At 74.2% G+C, this 18059-nt stretch carries 9 protein-coding genes; 8 read left to right on the top strand and 1 reads right to left on the bottom strand.

Annotated elements, in window-relative coordinates; all coding sequences use genetic code 11:
• Positions 1-23 precede the first annotated feature (23 nt).
• On the bottom strand, positions 24-1769 hold the full coding sequence (locus tag ACZ7OY_RS00210) for a serine/threonine-protein kinase (RefSeq protein ID WP_471909311.1): 1746 nt from the start codon (positions 1767-1769) through the stop codon (positions 24-26).
• Between the two features lie 416 nt (positions 1770-2185).
• Between ACZ7OY_RS00210 and ACZ7OY_RS00205 the strand changes: the two genes are divergently transcribed.
• From ACZ7OY_RS00205 to ACZ7OY_RS00170, 8 genes are all read left to right on the top strand, one after another.
• Positions 2186-5758 (top strand): FHA domain-containing protein, encoded by a 3573-nt coding sequence (locus tag ACZ7OY_RS00205; protein WP_471910328.1) that lies wholly within the window; start codon positions 2186-2188, stop codon positions 5756-5758.
• Positions 5759-5946: 188 nt separating this feature from the next.
• Positions 5947-7326: an ABC transporter substrate-binding protein gene (locus ACZ7OY_RS00200; RefSeq protein WP_471909310.1), complete on the top strand. Its 1380-nt coding sequence runs from the start codon at positions 5947-5949 to the stop codon at positions 7324-7326.
• 70 nt (positions 7327-7396) lie between these two features.
• Positions 7397-8677, top strand: coding sequence for a carbohydrate ABC transporter permease (locus ACZ7OY_RS00195; RefSeq protein WP_471909309.1), 1281 nt, complete (start codon positions 7397-7399; stop codon positions 8675-8677).
• Positions 8674-9516 (top strand): carbohydrate ABC transporter permease, encoded by an 843-nt coding sequence (locus ACZ7OY_RS00190; RefSeq protein ID WP_471909308.1) that lies wholly within the window; start codon positions 8674-8676, stop codon positions 9514-9516. The genes ACZ7OY_RS00195 and ACZ7OY_RS00190 overlap by 4 nt, the downstream gene beginning before the upstream one ends.
• A 142-nt stretch (positions 9517-9658) precedes the next feature.
• Entirely contained in the window at positions 9659-11923 is a 2265-nt protein-coding gene (locus ACZ7OY_RS00185; RefSeq protein WP_471909307.1) for a bifunctional glycosyltransferase/CDP-glycerol:glycerophosphate glycerophosphotransferase, read from the top strand.
• 233 nt (positions 11924-12156) lie between these two features.
• Complete coding sequence (locus ACZ7OY_RS00180) at positions 12157-14358, top strand: bifunctional glycosyltransferase/CDP-glycerol:glycerophosphate glycerophosphotransferase (protein WP_471909306.1); 2202 nt, start codon at positions 12157-12159, stop codon at positions 14356-14358.
• 7 nt (positions 14359-14365) lie between these two features.
• Complete coding sequence (locus ACZ7OY_RS00175) at positions 14366-16594, top strand: bifunctional glycosyltransferase/CDP-glycerol:glycerophosphate glycerophosphotransferase (RefSeq protein WP_471909305.1); 2229 nt, start codon at positions 14366-14368, stop codon at positions 16592-16594.
• A complete protein-coding gene (locus tag ACZ7OY_RS00170; RefSeq protein WP_471909304.1) occupies positions 16591-18039 on the top strand; it encodes a hypothetical protein in 1449 nt (482 codons plus the stop codon). Before ACZ7OY_RS00175 ends, ACZ7OY_RS00170 begins: the two co-directional genes overlap by 4 nt.
• Positions 18040-18059: the final 20 nt, after the last annotated feature.

Here is an 18059-nt window from a genome sequence, read left to right as displayed (position 1 = left end):
GACCCGACGGGCCGGCCGGGCCGTCAGTTGTTGCCGCTGCCGCCGGTCGGCACGTCGCTGCTGCCGAGGTCCCCGATCCAGCCGGACACCTGGTGGTACATGTGCTCGATCTGGCCCCAGAAGCTCCGGGTCGTGCCGATCCACTCCTGGAGCGGGCTCAGCTCCCAGATCAGCCATCCGGCGACGAACAGGATGACGATCGTGAACAGGCACCCCTTCAGACAGCCCAGACCCGGGATCTTCATCGGGTTGGCACTGCGCTGGCGGGGCTCGCGCGGTTCCGGGGCGGGCCGCTGCGGCTGGCGGGGCTGCTGAGGCGGCGCGTACTGCTGCGGCTGCCGGGGCTGCTGCTGCGGCTGCCGGGGCTGCTGCTGCGGCTGCCGGGGCTGCGGCTGCGGCTGCGGCTGCGGCTGCTGGTACCCGTACCCCTGCTGGTACCCCTGTTGACCGCGCTGCGGCTGCCGCTGCTGGGGCTGCTGCTGCGGCTGCCGGGCCGGGCGCGGCGCGGGCTGCTGCGGGCGCGCGGCCTGGCGCTGCGGGCGGCGCCGCAGCGGGTCCTCGCCGGGGTCGAGGTACTGGACCTGCGTCTGTTCGTTGCGGTCGCGGGCGGCCCGCAGCTGGGACTGCCAGGGGTGCGGCTCCTGCGGGCCGCCCGGCTGCTGTCCGGGCTGGTGCGGCGGCACCGGCGGCATGACGGCCGTCGGGTCCGCCGCGCCCCTGTTCGGCAGTACGGCGGTGGGGTCGGCGGCGCCCGCGGGGCCCCCGGTGTGCGGCAGGAAGCTGGTCGCGGCGTTCGGGTCGTACATCCCGGCCGCCTGGCCGGTGGGCAGCACCTGGGTGGCGTCCGCGGCACCGGGCACCACGGACGGCGCCAGCAGGGACCCGACGGCCTCCGCGGCGGCGATCTGCGCGGAGTTCGCGTGCACGCCGATGCCCTCGGCGACGACCCGCAGGGCGTGCGCGAGGTTCACGGCGTTCGGCCGTTCGTCCGGGTTCTTGCGCAGGCAGCGCTCGATGACCGTCCACAGCGGGTCCGGCACGGTGGAGGGCCTGCGGGGCTCGGCGCTCAGGTGCTGGTGCAGGACCTCGAGCGCGGAGCCGCCGCCGAACGGCGGACGCCCGGTGACCAGTTCGTACAGCAGGATCCCGGCGCCGTAGATGTCGACGGCGGCGGTCTGCGGGCGGCCCTCGGCGGACTCCGGGGCGACGTACGCGGGCGTGCCGACGAACTCGTGGGTGCGGGTGAGGCCGGGTGAGTCGGCGAGGCGCGCGATGCCGAAGTCGGTCAGCATCGGGTGCAGCTGGCCGCCGTTCTGCCGTAGCAGGACGTTGGCCGGTTTCAGGTCACGGTGCACCACGCCGTCGGCGTGACTGGCGGCGAGCGCGTCCGAGATCTGGGCGGTCAGCAGGGCTGCGGCGACGGGTGAGAAGGGCCCGTTCTCGCGCAGGTAGCGGTGCAGGTCGGGGCCGTCGACGAGGTCCATGACCAGCGCCAGCAGATCGCCCTCGACGACCAGGTCGCGGACCTGGACGATGTTCGGATGGGTCAGCCGGAGCAGCACCGACCGCTCCCGCAGGAACCGCGTCACGACGTCCTGGTCGTTCGCGAGCTCCTCCTTGAGGACCTTGATCGCGACGGTTTCGCCGGGCTGGCCGGGCACGGCCGCCTCGGCGCCCGCGGTCTCACGCTGGCGGGCTCGCCAGACGGTGCCCGTGGCGCCGCGTCCGAGCGGCTCCTCGAGCAGATACTTGCTGCCTACCGGCCGCACGTCATGTGCTCCCTGCTGCTTGCCTGGTGTTCCGGCCCAACTGTCGGATGTTCCGACCCACTCTAGTGCCGCCCCGCCCGGCACCGGGATGTCGTCATTCTGAGGGTCTTACGTACCTGCTCCCGTACATGTTCGAAGGAAAGACGCTCGGTGGGGTCACGGTGGTTGCCGTAAGCGAACGTGACCGATCTCAAGCGGTCGCCCGCACGGTCCGGGTCAGGCACTTTTGCGGGCAGAGCCGACCAATCAAGATCACTTGACGATGGGCGGCGGGCGCATTGTCGGTGGCAAGTGCGAGGATGCCCCCAGTACTGGCCGACGTGCTCGTGCGGGGTGGGGGAAGTCCGCGGTGGGGGACCGCGGCAGGTTTCGTCCTCGCCCGGCGGGCGCCCGCGCAGAAGGGACCGCTGACGGCGATGCAGATCCGGCTGACCGTCGTAGACCCACTGGGTCCGCCCTCCGATCCGCGGGGGCGCGCCACCGCCCGCGACGTGCTGGTCACGGCGCCCGCGGGCACGGCCCTGGCGGCGGTGGCGGCGGCGCTGTCCTCGACGGTCTCCGGCGAGGCGGGCGGCTCCGCGCACGAACGCCCCCGGGAGTCCGCGGGCGGTCCCGTGGTGCTGTACGCCGGCGCGGAGCGGCTGGACTCCCAGCGCTGCACGCTGGGCGAACCCCCGCTGATCGACGGCGCGGTGCTGTCCCTGGGCGCCCCCGCCGAGTCCGAGCCGCACCCCGAGATGGACGACGCCCCGGCCCAGCTGCACGTGGTGGCAGGCCCGGACGCCGGCGGGGTCCATCTGCTGCACGGCGGCCCGGTGAACATCGGCCGCTCCGCCGACGCCGACGTCCCGCTCGACGACCCAGACGTCTCCCGGCTGCACTGCGCGGTCACCCTCGACCCCGACGGCCGCGTCTCGGTCGCCGACCTCGGCTCCACCAACGGCACCGCCCTGGACGGCACCCGGGTGCAGGCCCGCCCGGTGCGCTTCACGCCGGGCGCCCTGCTGCGCATAGGCGAATCGGCACTGCGACTCGCGCCCGCCGGGGGCCCCGGGGCGAGGGTGGCGACGACCGCCGACGGCGAAGGGCATGTACGGGTTGCCTGCGGGACCGGGGGCGAGTCCTTCGCCGGTGACGGCCAGGACCCGGCCGGACACCGCGCGGCCGCCCCGGACGCGAGCCTCACCGGCCGGTCCGCCGTGCCCGCGCAGGCCCCGGGAGCGCCGGACACCGCGGCCGGCGCCGACACCCCCGAGACGGGCACCGGCCACGCCTACGGCTCGGTGAGCTGGGGCGCCTCCGGGACCGCGCCGGGCGCCCGCGCCCACGGCCCGGTGGAACCCCCGGTCGTGCCGGTGCAGGGCGGGGCCCCGCTGATCGAGAACCACGGCGCCGTGCCGGGCGGCGGCCCGGCGCACGGCACGGGCGACGGCGGCGACACCCACGGCGGCCGGACCCGGACGGACGGCTACGGCACCACGGACCCCGGCCGCTCCGGCGACGATGGCTTCGGCGGTGGCGGTACGGCGGACGCCGTCCGGTCCGGGACCGGCCCCGGCGCGGACGCCGACCCCGCGCCCCCGCACCCCTTCCACACGCCCCTCTCCCCCGCCCCGCACCACGGCGGAGCGCCGGCCGCGCGCAGGCGTTCCGGCGGCCTGACCGGGTGGGCCCGGCGCCTGGCCGGCGGCCGCGGCACGCCGGACCCGGCCGGGACCGGCGCGTACGACGTACAGCCGCAGGGCGGGGCGGCCGCCCCGTCGGCGCTGTCGCCCCGCAGACCGGACACCTGGCCGGACCCGGCCGCCCTGCTGCTGACGGCGCTGGGCCCCGGCCCCCGGCTGTGGGAGCGCGGCCCGGGGCACCCGGAGACGCTCACGGTGCGGCTCGGCACCACCGACCGGACCGCACCCGACGGCTCGGGTCCGCTGCCCGCGGTGCCGGTGACCGCCGATCTGCGCGAGGCGGGTGCGCTGGGCCTCGCCGGACCGCGCCCCCGGCTGTCCGGGCTGGCGCGCGCGGTCGTGGCGCAGCTCACCGCGCTGCACTCCCCGGACACCCTGGAGATCGTCCTGCTCAGCGCGGACCGCTCCCGCCCGGTGGAGGAGCGCGTCGCGGAGTGGGCCTGGCTGGGCTGGCTGCCCCATGTGCGCCCGGCGCACGGCCAGGACTGCCGGCTGCTGCTCGCCTACGACCGTGAGCAGGCCGCGGCCCGCACCGGGGAACTGCTGCGCCGGCTGGCGGACCACCCGCAGGAGCCGGCCCCCGCGGCCCACCCGTCGGAGCCGTACGGCAGGCCGGCCGTGCCCTCTCCCCGGCGCCCCTCCTGGGCCCGGGACGACGCCGCGGCGGACGCGGCCGAGGGCTTCCCGGGGCCGTACACCGTGGTCGTCGTCGACGGCGACCCCGGGGGTACGGACCTGCGCGCGGCGGTGGCCCGGCTGGCGGTGGAGGGCCCGCGGGCGGGGATCCACGTGGTGTGCCTGGCCGAGACGGCCCCGGCCTCGCCCGCCTCCCCGGTGACGCAGACGTACGACGCGGCCTGCGCGGCGACCCCGGTGTTCCGCGAGTGCGGCGCGGTGGCGCTGCTCAGCGGGGACGTGGCGACGGCGGTGCAGCTGATGCGGGTCGCCGCGGATGCGGCCGGGCACGGCCCCGTCGGCCATGGCACGGTCGCCGCCGTGGACGCCGTCTCGCTCGCCTGGGCCGAGCGGTTCGGGCGGGCGCTGGCGCCGCTGCGCCCGGACGGCGCCCCCGGCCAGCGGCAGCCGCGCGTGTCGGTGCCACTGCCCCAGGCGGCGCGGCTCCTGGACGAACTGGGTCTGGCCCGGGCGACCCCCGCCTCCCTGATGGCCCGCTGGGCCGACGCCGGCGACGACGCCGAGGCGCTCGGCGGCCGGGCTGCGGCCGTCCTGGGTGCCGGACCGCGCGGGCCGGTCGGCGTGGACCTCGTCGCCGAGGGCCCGCATCTGCTGGTCGAGGGACCGGCGGGCAGCGGGCGTACGGAGCTGCTGCGGGCCCTGGTCGCCTCGCTCGCCGCCGCCGAGCGCCCCGACCGGCTGGGCATCGTGCTGGTGGACGGCCGGGACGGCTCGGGCAACCCGGGCGGCGGCCACGGCGAGGGCCTGCGGGTCTGTACGGACGTACCGCATGTCACCACGCATCTGACCGCCAACGACCCGGTGCGCATGCGGGAGTTCGCGCAGTCGCTGAGCGCCGAGCTGAAGCGCCGGGCCGAGCTGCTGGGCCGCTCCGACTTCGCCTCCTGGCACGCCCACCGCGAGGTCTCGGGCCGTATCGTCGCCCAGCGCACGGCGTCGGCACGCGGCACGACCCGGCCCGGGTTCGGGTCCGCGGCCGGGCTCGCGCCGGGAGCGGGGCTCGGGTCCGAGGGCTCGGGCGATCTCGACTCCCCGCCCAGCGCGACGATCCGGCTGCGGCCGGGAGCGGCCGGGCAGCGCACCGAGGCGCCGCCGCCGCTGCCCCGGCTGGTGGTGGTCGTGGACGACCTGGACGCGCTGGTCTCCCCCGCGCTGGGTTCGCCCGGACGGCCCGCCGCGGGTTCCGTGATGCGCGCGCTGGAGGCCGTGGCCCGCGAGGGCGAGCGGCTCGGCGTCCACCTCGTGGCGGCCACCGGCCCCGACGGCCGTACGGCGGAGACGGAACCGGCCCGCCGGGCCGCACTGCGGGTGACGCTGGAGGCACCGGAGTCCGGGGCGGACGAGCCGGCGCCGGGGCGCGGACAGCTCAGCGTCGCGGACGGGCGCACGGTCCCCTTCCAGGGCGGCCGGGTCACCGGCCGCATCCCCCGCACGGCGACCCTGCGCCCCACGGTCGTCCCGCTGGACTGGCCCCGCATGGGCGACCCGCCGGCCCGCCGTCCGGTGCGGGAGCTGGGCAACGGCCCGACGGACCTGGCGCTGCTGGCCAGCGCGCTGGAGCGGGCGGCCCGGGAGGTGTCGGCGGCTCAGGTGCCGTCCCTGCTCTGACACGTCTCGGGGTCTGTCCGCCGGACAGACCCCGAGGCCGGTCCGTCCCGATCACACCCGATCACGACGCGGTCACGATCGCCCACTTGACACCGTATGCGCTCTTGCCGACCCCATGGACCCGGCGTAGACCGGAGCGCACGGGGCAAGCGCTCGACGTTCGACGACGAACGAAGAACGGGGCAGTGATGCTGAGGACGAGCAGAACACACCGGACACGCACGGCCGCGAGGACCGCGGCAGCCGTCGCCGCGGGCGCACTGGCACTCTCGCTCACCGCGTGCGGCGGCAGCGGTGACAAGAAGAGCGACGGCGGGAGCACCGCGAGCGCGGGCGGCACCGTCACCCTTCCCGAGCTGGACGGCACCACGCTGTCGGTCGCCGCCGTCTGGACCGGGGCCGAACAGGCGAACTTCAAGAAGGTGCTGGCGGAGTTCGAGAAGCGCACGGGTGCCAAGGTCACCTTCGTGCCCGCCCAGGACCCGATCATCAACTTCCTCGGATCGAAGATCGCGGGCGGTCAGCCGCCGGACGTGGCGATGCTGCCCCAGCCGGGCGCGATCAAGCAGGCCGTGCAGAAGAACTGGGCCAAGCCGCTCGGCGCCGAGGCGCAGGCCGAGCTCGCCAAGAACTACTCCCAGGGCTGGCAGGACATCGGCAAGGTCGACGGCAAGCCGTACGGCGTCTACTACAAGGCCGCCAACAAGTCCCTGATCTGGTACAACGCCAAGGTCTTCGAGAACGCGGGGGCGAGCGAGCCGAAGACCTGGCCGGAGCTGCTGAACACCGCGCAGACGGTCTACGACTCCGGGGTGGCCCCGTTCTCCATCGGCGGCGCCGACGGCTGGACCCTCACCGACTGGTTCGAGAACGTCTACCTCTCCCAGGCGGGCCCGGAGAAGTACGACCAGCTGGCCCAGCACAAGATCAAGTGGACGGACCCCTCGGTGAAGGAGGCGCTGACCACCCTCGCCCAGGTCTGGGGCAAGAAGGGCTACGTGGCGGGCGGCGCGGACGGCGCGCTCCAGACGGAGTTCCCGGCGTCCGTGACGCAGACCTTCACCGGCGGCGACCAGCCGAAGGCGGCCATGGTCTTCGAGGGCGACTTCGTGCAGGTCAACATCGGCGAGACGAAGGCGAACGTGGGCACGGACGCGAAGGTGTTCCCGTTCCCGACGGTCGGCGCCACCGCGCCCGTGGTCAGCGGCGGCGACGCGGCCGTCGTCCTGAAGGACTCCGAGGGCGCGCAGGCGCTGGCCACCTTCCTGGCCTCGCCGGACGCCGCGACCGTGCAGGCGAAGCTGGGCGGCTACCTCTCCCCGAACAAGAACGTCGACCCGTCGGTGTACCCGAACCCGGTGCAGCAGAAGATGGCCAAGGCGCTGATCGCGGCCGGCGACGACTTCCGCTTCGACATGTCCGACCAGGCCCCGCAGGCGTTCGGCGGCACGCCGGGCAAGGGCGAGTGGAAGGACCTCCAGGACTTCCTGAAGAACCCGTCCGACGTGGCGGGCACCCAGGCGAAGCTGGAGAAGGACGCGGCGGCGGCGTACGGGAACGGGAGCTGATCCGGCGATGACGCCGGACACCCCGGCAGGGGTCCCCCCGGCCCCTGCCGGGCCGAGGAACCGCAAGAGCGTGACCGGTACCCGCAAGACCGTGGCGGCGCTGTTCCTGCTGCCCGCCCTGGTGCTGCTCGGCGCGCTCGTGGTCTACCCGATCGGGTACTCGGTCGTACGCAGTTTCTACGACCGCTCCGGTGACGGCTTCGCCGGATTCGACAACTACCGGGCCCTGTTCACGGACGACGGCATCCGCACGGCGTTGAAGAACAACGTCATCTGGGTGGTGTTCGCACCCACGGTCGCCACCGCGCTCGGCCTGATCTTCGCGGTGCTGACCGAACGGGTGCGCTGGGGAACGGCGTTCAAGCTGGTCGTCTTCATGCCGATGGCGATCTCGATGCTGGCGGCCGGCATCATCTTCCGGCTGGTCTACGACCAGGACCCGGACAAGGGCGTGGCGAACGCGGTGTGGGTCGGGGTGCACGACACGTTCGCGCAGTCGTCGGCGTTCCCGAACGCGCACCCCGGCCGCGAGTCGCCGCTCGTCGCCCAGGGCGGCGGGTTCGTCACCAAGACCCCGGTGCGCACCGGCGAGGCCGTCGCCCTCCCGCTCGTCGGTGTCGCCCCCGACCAGATGCCCGACGGAGCCGCGCCCGCCGCGAAGCCGAAGGCCGAGCCGGGGAAGATCACCGGCACCACCTGGCAGGACTTCACCCGCGGCAAGGGGGTGGGCACGCTCGGCGCCCCCGACCCGTCCGAGCAGGGCTACTCCGGCATGCGGATCGAGGCGGTGAAGGACGGCCGGGTGGTGGCGTCGGCGCAGGCCGCCGCCGACGGCAGCTTCACGCTCCCGGCCGCCGCGGACGGGGCCCTGCTGCGGCTGCCCGCGAGCAACTTCAAGGCGCCGTACAACGGCCTGGACTGGCTGGGCCCGTCGCTGGTCACCCCGGCCATCATCGGCTCGTACGTCTGGATGTGGGCGGGCTTCGCGATGGTGCTGATCGCGGCCGGGCTCGCGGGCGTGCCCCGGGAACTGCTGGAGGCGGCCCGGGTCGACGGCGCCAACGAGTGGCAGGTGTTCCGCCGGGTCACGGTGCCGCTGCTCGCCCCCGTCCTCGCGGTGGTCGCGGTCACGCTGATGATCAATGTGCTGAAGGTCTTCGACCTGGTCTTCATCATCGCCCCGGGGTCCTCCCAGGACGACGCGAACGTGCTCGCCCTGGAGCTGTACCGCAAGGGCTTCTCCGAGGACCAGCCGGGCGTCGCCAGCGCGATCGCGGTGTTCCTGCTGCTGCTGGTCATTCCGGTGATGTGGTTCAACGTGCGGCGGCTCAGGCGGGAGGTGCGGCGATGACGGCATGGCTGCTCGCGAAGGTCAACAGCGGTCTGGTCCGGGTCCTCCTGCTGCTGGTCGGCCTGTTCTGGCTGGTGCCGACGATCGGTCTGCTCCTGTCGTCGCTGCGCTCCCCCACCGACATGAGCGCGAGCGGCTGGTGGGAGGTCTTCGCCAAGCCGTCCCAACTCACCTGGGAGAACTACCGGAACCTGCTGCAGAACGGCGACATCACCGGCTCCCTGGTCAACACGGTGCTGATCACGGTCCCGGCGACCGTGCTGGTGGTGGCGATCGGCTCGCTCGCGGGTTACGCGTTCGCGTGGATGGAGTTCCCGGGCCGGGACTGGTGGTTCCTGGGCGTGGTGGGGCTGTTGGTCGTGCCCGTGCAGGTGGCGCTGATCCCGATCGCCGAACTGTTCGGCAAACTGGGCCTGTTCGGGTCCATCCTCGGGGTGATCCTGTTCCACGTCGGGTTCGGTCTGCCGTTCGCGGTGTTCCTGCTGCGGAACTTCTTCGCGGAGATCCCGCGTGAACTGCTGGAGGCGGCCCGCCTCGACGGAGCGGGCGAACTACGGCTGTTCGCACGGGTCGTGCTGCCGCTGGGCGGCCCGGCGATCGCGAGCCTGGCCATCTTCCAGTTCCTGTGGGTGTGGAACGACATGCTGGTCGCGCTGGTGTTCACCGACGCGGACAGTCAGCCGATCACGGTCGCGCTCCAGACACAGGTACGGCAGTTCGGCAACAACATCGACGTGCTGGCGCCGGGCGCGTTCATCTCCATGGTGATCCCGCTGGCCGTCTTCTTCTTGTTCCAGCGGCAGTTCGTCACCGGCGTGATGGCGGGCGCGGTCAAGTAGGCCCGGTTCAGGGGCGGGCCGAAGTCATCGGCCCGCCCCTCGCCGTTCACCCGGCATCCCCCGTATGCCGCACACACCGTAACCAAGTCACTCCATCGGACGTTCCCGGGCAGAACGCCCCGCGCCGACCCATGGATGTCCCGTGCCCAGGTTCAGTGTCATCGTCCCCGTGTACAAGGTTCAGGCGTACCTGCACGAATGCCTGCAATCGGTGCTCTCGCAGTCGTACGCCGATCTGGAACTGATCGCGGTCGACGACTGCTCCCCGGACGCCTGCGGCGCGATCATCGACGAGTTCGCGGCGCGCGATCCGCGCGTACGGGCGCTGCATCTGCCGGAGAACCGGGGGCTGGGCCCGGCCCGCAACGCCGGCCTGGCGCAGGCGACGGGCGACTACCTGGTCTTCCTCGACTCCGACGACACGCTCACCCCGGGTGCGCTCGGCGCGATCTCCGACCGACTGGAGGCGACCGGCGAGCCGGACGTGCTGGTCTACGACTACGCCCGCACGTTCTGGACCGGCGAGAGCGTCCGCAACAGGTTCGCCGGCCGGCTCACCGAGGAGGGTCCGGCCCCGTTCCGGCTCGCGGACCGGCCGGACCTGCTGCGGGTGCTGATGGTGGCCTGGAACAAGGCGTGCCGCCGGGACTTCGTGGAACGCGAGGGGCTGCGGTTCCCGCCCGGCTACTACGAGGACACGCCCTGGACCTATCCGCTCCTGATGGCCGCCGGGTCCCTCGCGACCCTGGACCGGGTGTGCGTGCACTACCGCCAGCGCCGCCAGGGCAACATCCTCGGCACCACCAGCCGCCGGCACTTCGATGTGTTCGAGCAGTACGACCGGGTCTTCGCGTTCCTCGAAGCGCGTCCCGAACTCGCCTGCTGGAAGCCGCTGTTGTTCCGCCGGATGATCGACCACTTCTCGACGGTGTTCACCCGGCCGGGCCGGCTGCCGCGCGCCGCCCGCGCCGAGTTCCTGCGCAGGGCCCGCGCCCAGTACCGCCGTCACCGCGTCCCCGGCGCCCCCGCCTCCCTGCGCTCCCGGCTGCGGCACGGGCTGGTCCGCCTGGGCCTGCACCGCACCTACCGCGCGGTGCAGCGGACGACGGGCCTGTACCGCGGGGCCGCGCGGCTCGTCGGCCGGCTGCGCAGGACCCTGCGGGCCGGGGCGTTGCAGCTGCACTACCGCGTCCAGCTGCGCCTTCCGCTGCGCGCCGACCACGCGATCTTCGCGGCCTACTGGGGCCGTGGCCACAGCTGCAACCCGGGCGCGCTGGAGACCGCCTTCCGCACGCACGCCCCGCACATCCGTACGGCGTGGATCGCCCGGCCCGAGTACCACGACACGATCCCGGCGGGCACCGGCCGGCTGACCCCGGGCACGGCCGCCTACTGGACGGCGCTGGCCCGCTCCAAGTACCTGGTCAACAACGTCAACTTCGACCGGCGCCTGGTCAAGCGCCGCGGCCAGGTCTTCGTCCAGACCCAGCACGGCACCCCGCTCAAGCGCATGGGCCTCGACCTCCAGGACCGTCCGGCGGCGGCGCGCGGGATGGACTTCGCGGAGCTCCTCAGGAGCGTCGACAAGTGGGACTACGTCCTGTCCGCCAACCGCCACACCACACTGACCTGGGAGCGCGTCTACCCCGGCGGCTACACCACGCTGGACTACGGCTACCCCCGCAACGACGTCCTCCAGCGGGCGAGCGCGGCGGACACGGCGCTGCTGCGGGCGTCCCTGGGCATCCCCGAGGGCACGGTGGCGATCCTGTACGCGCCCACCCACCGCGACTACCGCGCCGGCCGGCACACCTCGCTGGACCTGGAGCGCCTCGTGCGCCGCCTGGGCCCGCGCTTCATGATCCTGGCCCGCTCCCACCAGGGGCAGGCCGGCCCGCCGGCCCGGGGCACCCGCATCGTCGACGTCACCGGCCACCCGAGCGTGGAGTCGCTGTGCCTGGCCGCGGACGCGCTGGTCACCGACTACTCGTCGATCATGTTCGACTACGCCAACCTGGACCGGCCGATCGTGATCCACGACGCCGACCGGGAGGCGTACGAGGCGACCCGCGGCACCTACTTCGACCTGCGCGCCTTCCCACCGGGCGCGGTCGCGCGCACCGAGGACGAGCTGATCACCGTCTTCGCGAGCGGCCACTGGCGCGGGGCGCGCTCCGACCGGCTGCGCGCCGCCTTCCGGGAGCGGTTCTGCCCGTACGACGACGGACACGCCGCCGAACGGGTCGTACGCCATGTGGTGCTGGGCCAGACGCCGGGGCTGCCCGCGGTCGTGCCGCTCGAACGACGGCGCCCGGTGCCGTCGGCCGCCGGGGCGCTCACGAGCTCCCCGCTCGCCGGGGCGGCGGCGCAACCTTCCGGACCACACCCCGTCACCGACAGCCACTGAACGCCGTTTGCCCTATCGGGAGTTCCCATGCCTCTCAGCACCTCGCGGCCCACCCCGACCCGGCCGCCCACCTGGCGGCCGACCGGGCGGCCGGGCCGTGTCCGTACGGCCTGAGCACCAGGACCCGGACCGGACCGGACCCCGACCGGGAAGGCCGGCCGCCACCCCGGTCGGGGTCCGGGCCGCGCCCCCGGCCGGGACCCCGGCCAGGACCTCGACAGAGAAAGAGCAGAATGCCCCGCTTCAGCATCATCGTCCCGTCCCCGGGGATCGGAGGCCGGCTGTCCCTGGCGCTGGACTCCGTCCTCGCCCAGTCCTTCGGCGACTTCGAGCTGATCCCGGTCTGTGACGCGCCCGACGCCCCGGCGGCGGAGGTCGCCGCCGGCTACGCGGGGCGGGACGCGCGGGTGAGGCCGGTGCACTCACCGCCCTCCGCCGGTCCGGGCGCGGCGCGCAACGCCGGGATGCGAGCGGCCTCCGGCACGTATCTGCTGTTCCTCGACGGCGACGACACACTGGCCCCGGGCGCGCTGACCGCGCTGGCCGGCCGGCTGGACGCCACCGGTGACGTCGACGTCCTGTACTTCGAGCACGAGCGCACGCCGTGGTGGGAGGGCGAGCCGACCCGCCCGGCGGCGCCGCTGCTGGCCCAGGCCCCGCCGGGCGCCTTCGCCCCCGACCGGGCGCCCGAGGTGACCTGTGTGCGGCTGCCCGTCTGGAGCGCCGCCCACCGCAGGGCGTTCCTCGCCGAGCGGCGGATCGCCTTCCCCGACGGCCACTTCGCGGAGCTGGGCTTCGGCGGCCTGGTCACGATCGCGGCCGAACGGGTCGCCGTACTGGACGCGGTGGTCGTACGGCACCGGCTGCGCCGTCGGGGCAGCCGGCCGGACCAGCCGGGCGCGCACCACTTCGAGCTGCTCGACCAGACGGACCTGGTGCTCTCGCGGGCCGCCGGGCAGGGGCTGTCCGGCGAGCGGACGGCCGCCCTGTTCGAGCAGCTGTTCGCGCAGGTGCTGAGGACGGCGGCGCACCCCCGGCGGCTGCCGTCGCGCAGGCGCGCCTTCTTCCGCCGGGCCGGCCGCCTGTACCGGCGCCACCGCCCGGCCGGTTTCCGCAGGCCGGGCGGCAGTCCGGGCGTGCAGCACCGGCTGCTGGCGGCCGGGGCGTACACCGCGTTCCGAGCCCTGCGCGGCGCCAACCAGGCCGCGGCGCGGGCCGCCCGGAGCGTCCCGCGCCCCCGGATGCTGCGCACCCGGCTGCTGTACCGCAGGCAGCTGCGCCGCCCGCTCGATCCCCGGCTGGCCGTGTACTGCGCCTACTGGGGCCGCGGTTACGCGTGCAGCCCGGCCGCCATCCACGCCAAGGCCCGTGAACTCGCCCCGCACATCAGGTCGGTGTTCCTGGTGGAGCCCGAGCATGCGCACACCATGCCGAAGGACGTCGACCACGTGGTGATCGGCAGCCGCCGCTACTGGGAGGTCCTGGCCCGCGCCACTTATCTGATCAACAACGCCAACTTCGCGGAGGACGTGGTCAAGCGCGCAGGCAGCGTGCACGTGCAGACCCAGCACGGCACACCGCTGAAGAAGATGGGCGTCGACCAGTCGACGTACCCCGTGGTGGCCGCGGCGACCGGCAGCTTCACCAGGCTGCTGGGCCGCGTCGACCGCTGGGACTACAACCTCTCCGCCAACCGCCACTCCACCCAGATGTGGGAGCGCGCCTTCCCCGGCTCCTACGAGGCGCTGGAGTACGGCTATCCGCGCAACGACGTCTACCTCACCGCGACCGCCGAGGACGTCGCCCGGGTCCGCCGGGAGCTGGGCGTCCCGCAGGGCGCCACGGCCGTCCTGTACGCGCCGACGCACCGCGACCACCAGAGCGGCTTCGAGGCGGGCCTGGACCTGGAGCGGTTCTGCGCGGAGGCCGGCGAGGACGTGGTGGTCCTGCTGCGCGCCCACTACTTCTACGACCGGGGTCACGGCACCGGCAGCGGACGGATCATCGACGTGACCTCGCACCGCTCCTCCGAGGACGTCTGCCTGGCCGCCGACGCGCTGATCACCGACTACTCGTCGATCATGTTCGACTACGCCAACCTGGACCGGCCGATCGTCGTGTACGCCGACGACTGGGAGGTCTACCAGGAGACCCGGGGCGTCTACTTCGACCTGCTCCAGGCGCCGCCCGGCCCGGTGGCGCGCACCCCGCGGGAACTGGCCCGAGTCTTCGCCGACGGCTCGTACGCGGGTCCGCGCTCCCGCGCGCTGCGGGCCGCCTTCCGGGAGCGCTTCTGCCAGTTCGACGACGGCCGGGCCGCGGAGCGGGTGGTACGCCGGGTGCTGCTCGGCGAGCCGCCGGAGGCGATCCCGCCGGTGCTGCCGCTCGACCGGCGCGTCCCGGCCCCCGCCGCCGCCACTCTCGTGAGGAGCTGACCCCGCAGTGCCCCGCTTCAGCGTCATCATCCCCTGCTTCAAGGTGCAGGGCTTCCTGCGCGAGTGCCTCGACTCGGTCCTGGAGCAGTCGTACCGGGACATCGAGGTGATCGCCGTCGACGACCGTTCCCCGGACGGCTGCGGAGCGATCCTCGACGAGTACGCGGCCCGCGATCCGCGCGTCACGGTGCTGCACCTGCCGGAGAACGTAGGCCTGGGCCGCGCCCGCAACGCCGGGATGCCCCACGCCACCGGCGATTTCCTCTTCTTCCTCGACAGCGACGACACCCTCACCCCGGGCGCGCTGCGCGCGATGGCCGACCGGCTCGACGAGACCGGCGACCCGGACGTCCTGGTCTTCGACTACGCCCGCACCTACTGGTGGGGCGGCACCCGGCGCAACGCCCTCGCCCATCTGCTCGCGGACATGGGCGAGGGCACCTTCACGGCCGCCGGGCGCCCGGAGATCCTCGATCTGCTGATGGTGGTCTGGAACAAGGTCTACCGGCGGGAGTTCGTGACGGAGAACGGCTTCGAGTTCCCGCCGGGGTACTACGAGGACACGCCCTGGACGTTCCCGGTGCTGCTCAGCGCCGGGCGGATCGCCACGCTGGACCGGATCTGCCTGAACTACCGCCAGCGCCGCCAGGGCAACATCCTGTCCACCACCAGCCGCAAGCACTTCGACATCCACGACCAGTACGAGCGGGTCTTCGCGTTCGTCGCCGCCCGCCCCGAACTGGCCGGCTGGCTCCCCTGTCTGCACCGCAAGATGGGCGAGCACTGCCTCGACATCCTCGCCAAACCGGACCGGCTGCCGCCCGCGGACCGGGCCGAGTTCTTCCGGCTCACCGCGCAGATGTTCCGCAGGCACCGGCCGAAGGGCGCGTCGGCGGACGGGGAACTGCGGCTGCTGGAGGGCGGCTACCCGGCCTATCTGCTGAGGCGGGGGACCGGCCGGGCGGCCCGGGCGGTCGGGCGGCGGGCCCTGCCGGTGTCCAGGGCGGCGGCCGGGCGGCTCGAGCGGGGCTGGTCCGCGCTGCACGCCCGCCGTCCGCTCGACCCGCACCTCGTCGTGTACTCGGCGTTCTCCCACCGGGGTGTGCTCGGCGACCCGGCGGCCGTCTATCGCAAGGCCCGCGAGATCGCCCCGCACCTGCGCGGGGTGTGGGTGGTGGCCGGTGAGGAGGAGGCGGCCGACCCGGCGCTGCTGCCGGAAGACGTGGAGCACGTCCTGCTCGACTCCCTGCGCTACCGGGAGATCACCGCGCGGGCGACGTACTTCGTCAACAACGTCAACTGGCCCGGCACCCTGGTCAAACGTCCCGGCAGCGTGCACATCCACACCCATCAGGGCACCCCGCTGAAGTACATGGGGGCCGATCTGCGGGACAAACCCGGCGCCCGGCACGGCCTGGACGTGCCGCAGATGCTGCGCCGCGCCGACCGCTGGGACCACAGCCTGGTCGCCAACCGGCACTCCGAGCTGGTGTGGGAGCGGGCGTACCCGTGCCACTTCGCGTCCGCCCGCACCGGCAGCCCCCGCAACGACGTCCTGGTCGGCGCCGGACCGGCCGAGTGCGCGGCCGCCCGGGACCGGCTGGGCATCCCACCGGGGAACACCGTCGTGCTGTACGCGCCGACCCGCCGCGAGTACCGGCGCGGCGGCCATGTCGACCGCCTCGACCTGGCCCGGTTCGCCGGGGACCTGGGCCCGGGCCACACCCTCGTCGTACGGCTGCACCCCTCGCTCGCCACCGGTCCGGCGCGCGGGCTCGGCCTGGCGGACCTGCACCGGCGCGGGGTGCTGCTCGACGCGACGGACGAGCCGCACGTCGAGACGGTGCTGCTCGCCTCCGACGTGCTGGTCACCGACTACTCGGCCCTGATGTTCGACTACGCCTGCCTGGACCGGCCGATCGTCGTCCACGCCGACGACCAGGCCGCGTACACGGCGAGCCGGGGCACCTACTTCGACATCACCGCCGAGCCGCCCGGCCATGTCTCGCGCTCCTACCGGGAACTGGCCGGGCTGCTGGCGTCCGGCGGCTGGCGCGACGAGGAGTCGGCGCGGCTGCGGGCCGGTTTCCGGGAGCGGTTCTGCACGTACGACGACGGACGCGCCGCCGAACGCGTCGTACGGACGCTGCTGCTGGGCGAGTCCATGCCGTCCGCGGCCGGGCGGGTGCGGGTGCCCGCACCCGCCTGCGGACACGACCTGCTCGCGTCCTCGTGAGGCCGCGCACCTGGGTCCTCGTGCTGGGCGTGGTCTTCGCCCTGCTCCAGCTCGCGAACGTGACCGGCCGGGAAACCCCCGACAGCAAGAACTACCTGGCGTACGCGCTGAGTCTGCGCGGCGAGAGCAAGGACGCGACGGCGGCCGCCACCATCGACTACATCTGTGCGAGCCGGGCGGCGCTGGCCGCCCGCGACCAGAAGGTGGACGTGGTGCACTTCCACCGGGCGGACCCCGCTCCGCAGGTCCTGGCGGACTGCCGGGCCCGGGAGCTCCAGGTCGTCGAGGAGCGGCTGGCGGCCGGACAGACCGGCGGGCACACGCTGCCGTACCTCTCGGAGCGGTTCATGCGGATCTTCGAGGTGCGGCCCGGCTATCCCGTGTTCCTGCTGCCGTTCGTCACGGTGCTCGGTGTGACGTGGGGGGTGTGGGCGGCGAGCGTCGTGGTCACGGTGGCGGGCGGTGTCCTCGTCTTCCTGATCCTGCGCACGCTGCGGGTACCGGTGTCGCTGTGCCTGACCGGGCAGGCCCTGTTCTACGTCCTGCCGTGCGGCACCACCGCCATGCGCCCGATGGCCGAGGGGCTGATGCTGGCGCTGACCCTGACGGCGGTGTGGGGCTGCGCGCTGGCCCTGGAACGCCGGGTCCGCGCGGGCACGCTGCTGGTCTGCGGGGCGCTGGCCGCGCTGTTCGCCGTGAAGCACTCCCAGGCGCTGTTCCTGGCGGGGTGCCTGGCGGCGGCCGGTGCGGTGATCGCCGTACGGCGGTGGCGGGCGGGTGCGCCGCACGGGTGGGGCCCGGCCGCGGTCGCGGTGGCGGGCTGCTGCGGCGCGCTCGGCACGACGCTGCTGGCGAACGCGCTGCACTACCCGTCCGGTTCGGAGAGCGTCCAGGACCTGCTGACGGATCACTTCGCGCGGCCCGACCGGCTCCGTCCCTGGGCGGAGTTCCGCCAGCTCCAGGGCAACTTCTGGCCGGAGTGGCTCAGGCGGCAGGTACGCGAGCCGCTGTTCCTGGCGGCGCTGGCCGCCGGGGCGTGCGGGGCGCTGCGCCGGCGCCGGGCGTTCGGCGGCTTTCTGCTCGCGGCCGCGTTCACCGGGTTCCTCACCCAGGCCGCGCATCCCGACATCACCGTCTGGGGCGACCGGCTGATCGTCCTGGCCTGGCTGCTGCCCGTGGTGGGGGTGCCGCTGCTGCTGGAGCCGCTCGTACGGGGCCGGGTCGTCGTCCCCGCGCAGGACCGGGCCGGGTCCGGATCTGGATCCGTGGCCGTGGCCGGGTCCGGGTCGGGATCCGGGTCCGGGTCCGTGGCCGGGTCCGGGTCCGGGTCCGTGGCCGGGTCCGGGTCGGGATCCGGGATCGAGGCCGGGTCGGGATCCGGGATCGAGGCCGGGTCGGGATCCGGGATCGAGGCCGGGGCCGGGTCGGCCGGGCTCACCCGATGAGGTGACAGTCGGGTGGGCCC

The organism is Streptomyces sp. NPDC107559, assembly GCF_055657365.1.
Note: the sequence above shows the minus strand (reverse complement) of the source record. Positions and strands in the feature narration are given on the sequence as shown.

What these genes read in the sequence shown, in the direction of transcription:
- ACZ7OY_RS00205 (WP_471910328.1), top strand. Translation starts at nt 2,186, where the DNA reads ATGCAGATCCGGCTGACCGTCGTAGACCCACTGGGTCCGCCCTCCGAT.
- ACZ7OY_RS00200 (WP_471909310.1), top strand. Translation starts at nt 5,947, where the DNA reads ATGCTGAGGACGAGCAGAACACACCGGACACGCACGGCCGCGAGGACC.
- ACZ7OY_RS00190 (WP_471909308.1), top strand. Translation starts at nt 8,674, where the DNA reads ATGACGGCATGGCTGCTCGCGAAGGTCAACAGCGGTCTGGTCCGGGTC.
- ACZ7OY_RS00180 (WP_471909306.1), top strand. Translation starts at nt 12,157, where the DNA reads ATGCCCCGCTTCAGCATCATCGTCCCGTCCCCGGGGATCGGAGGCCGG.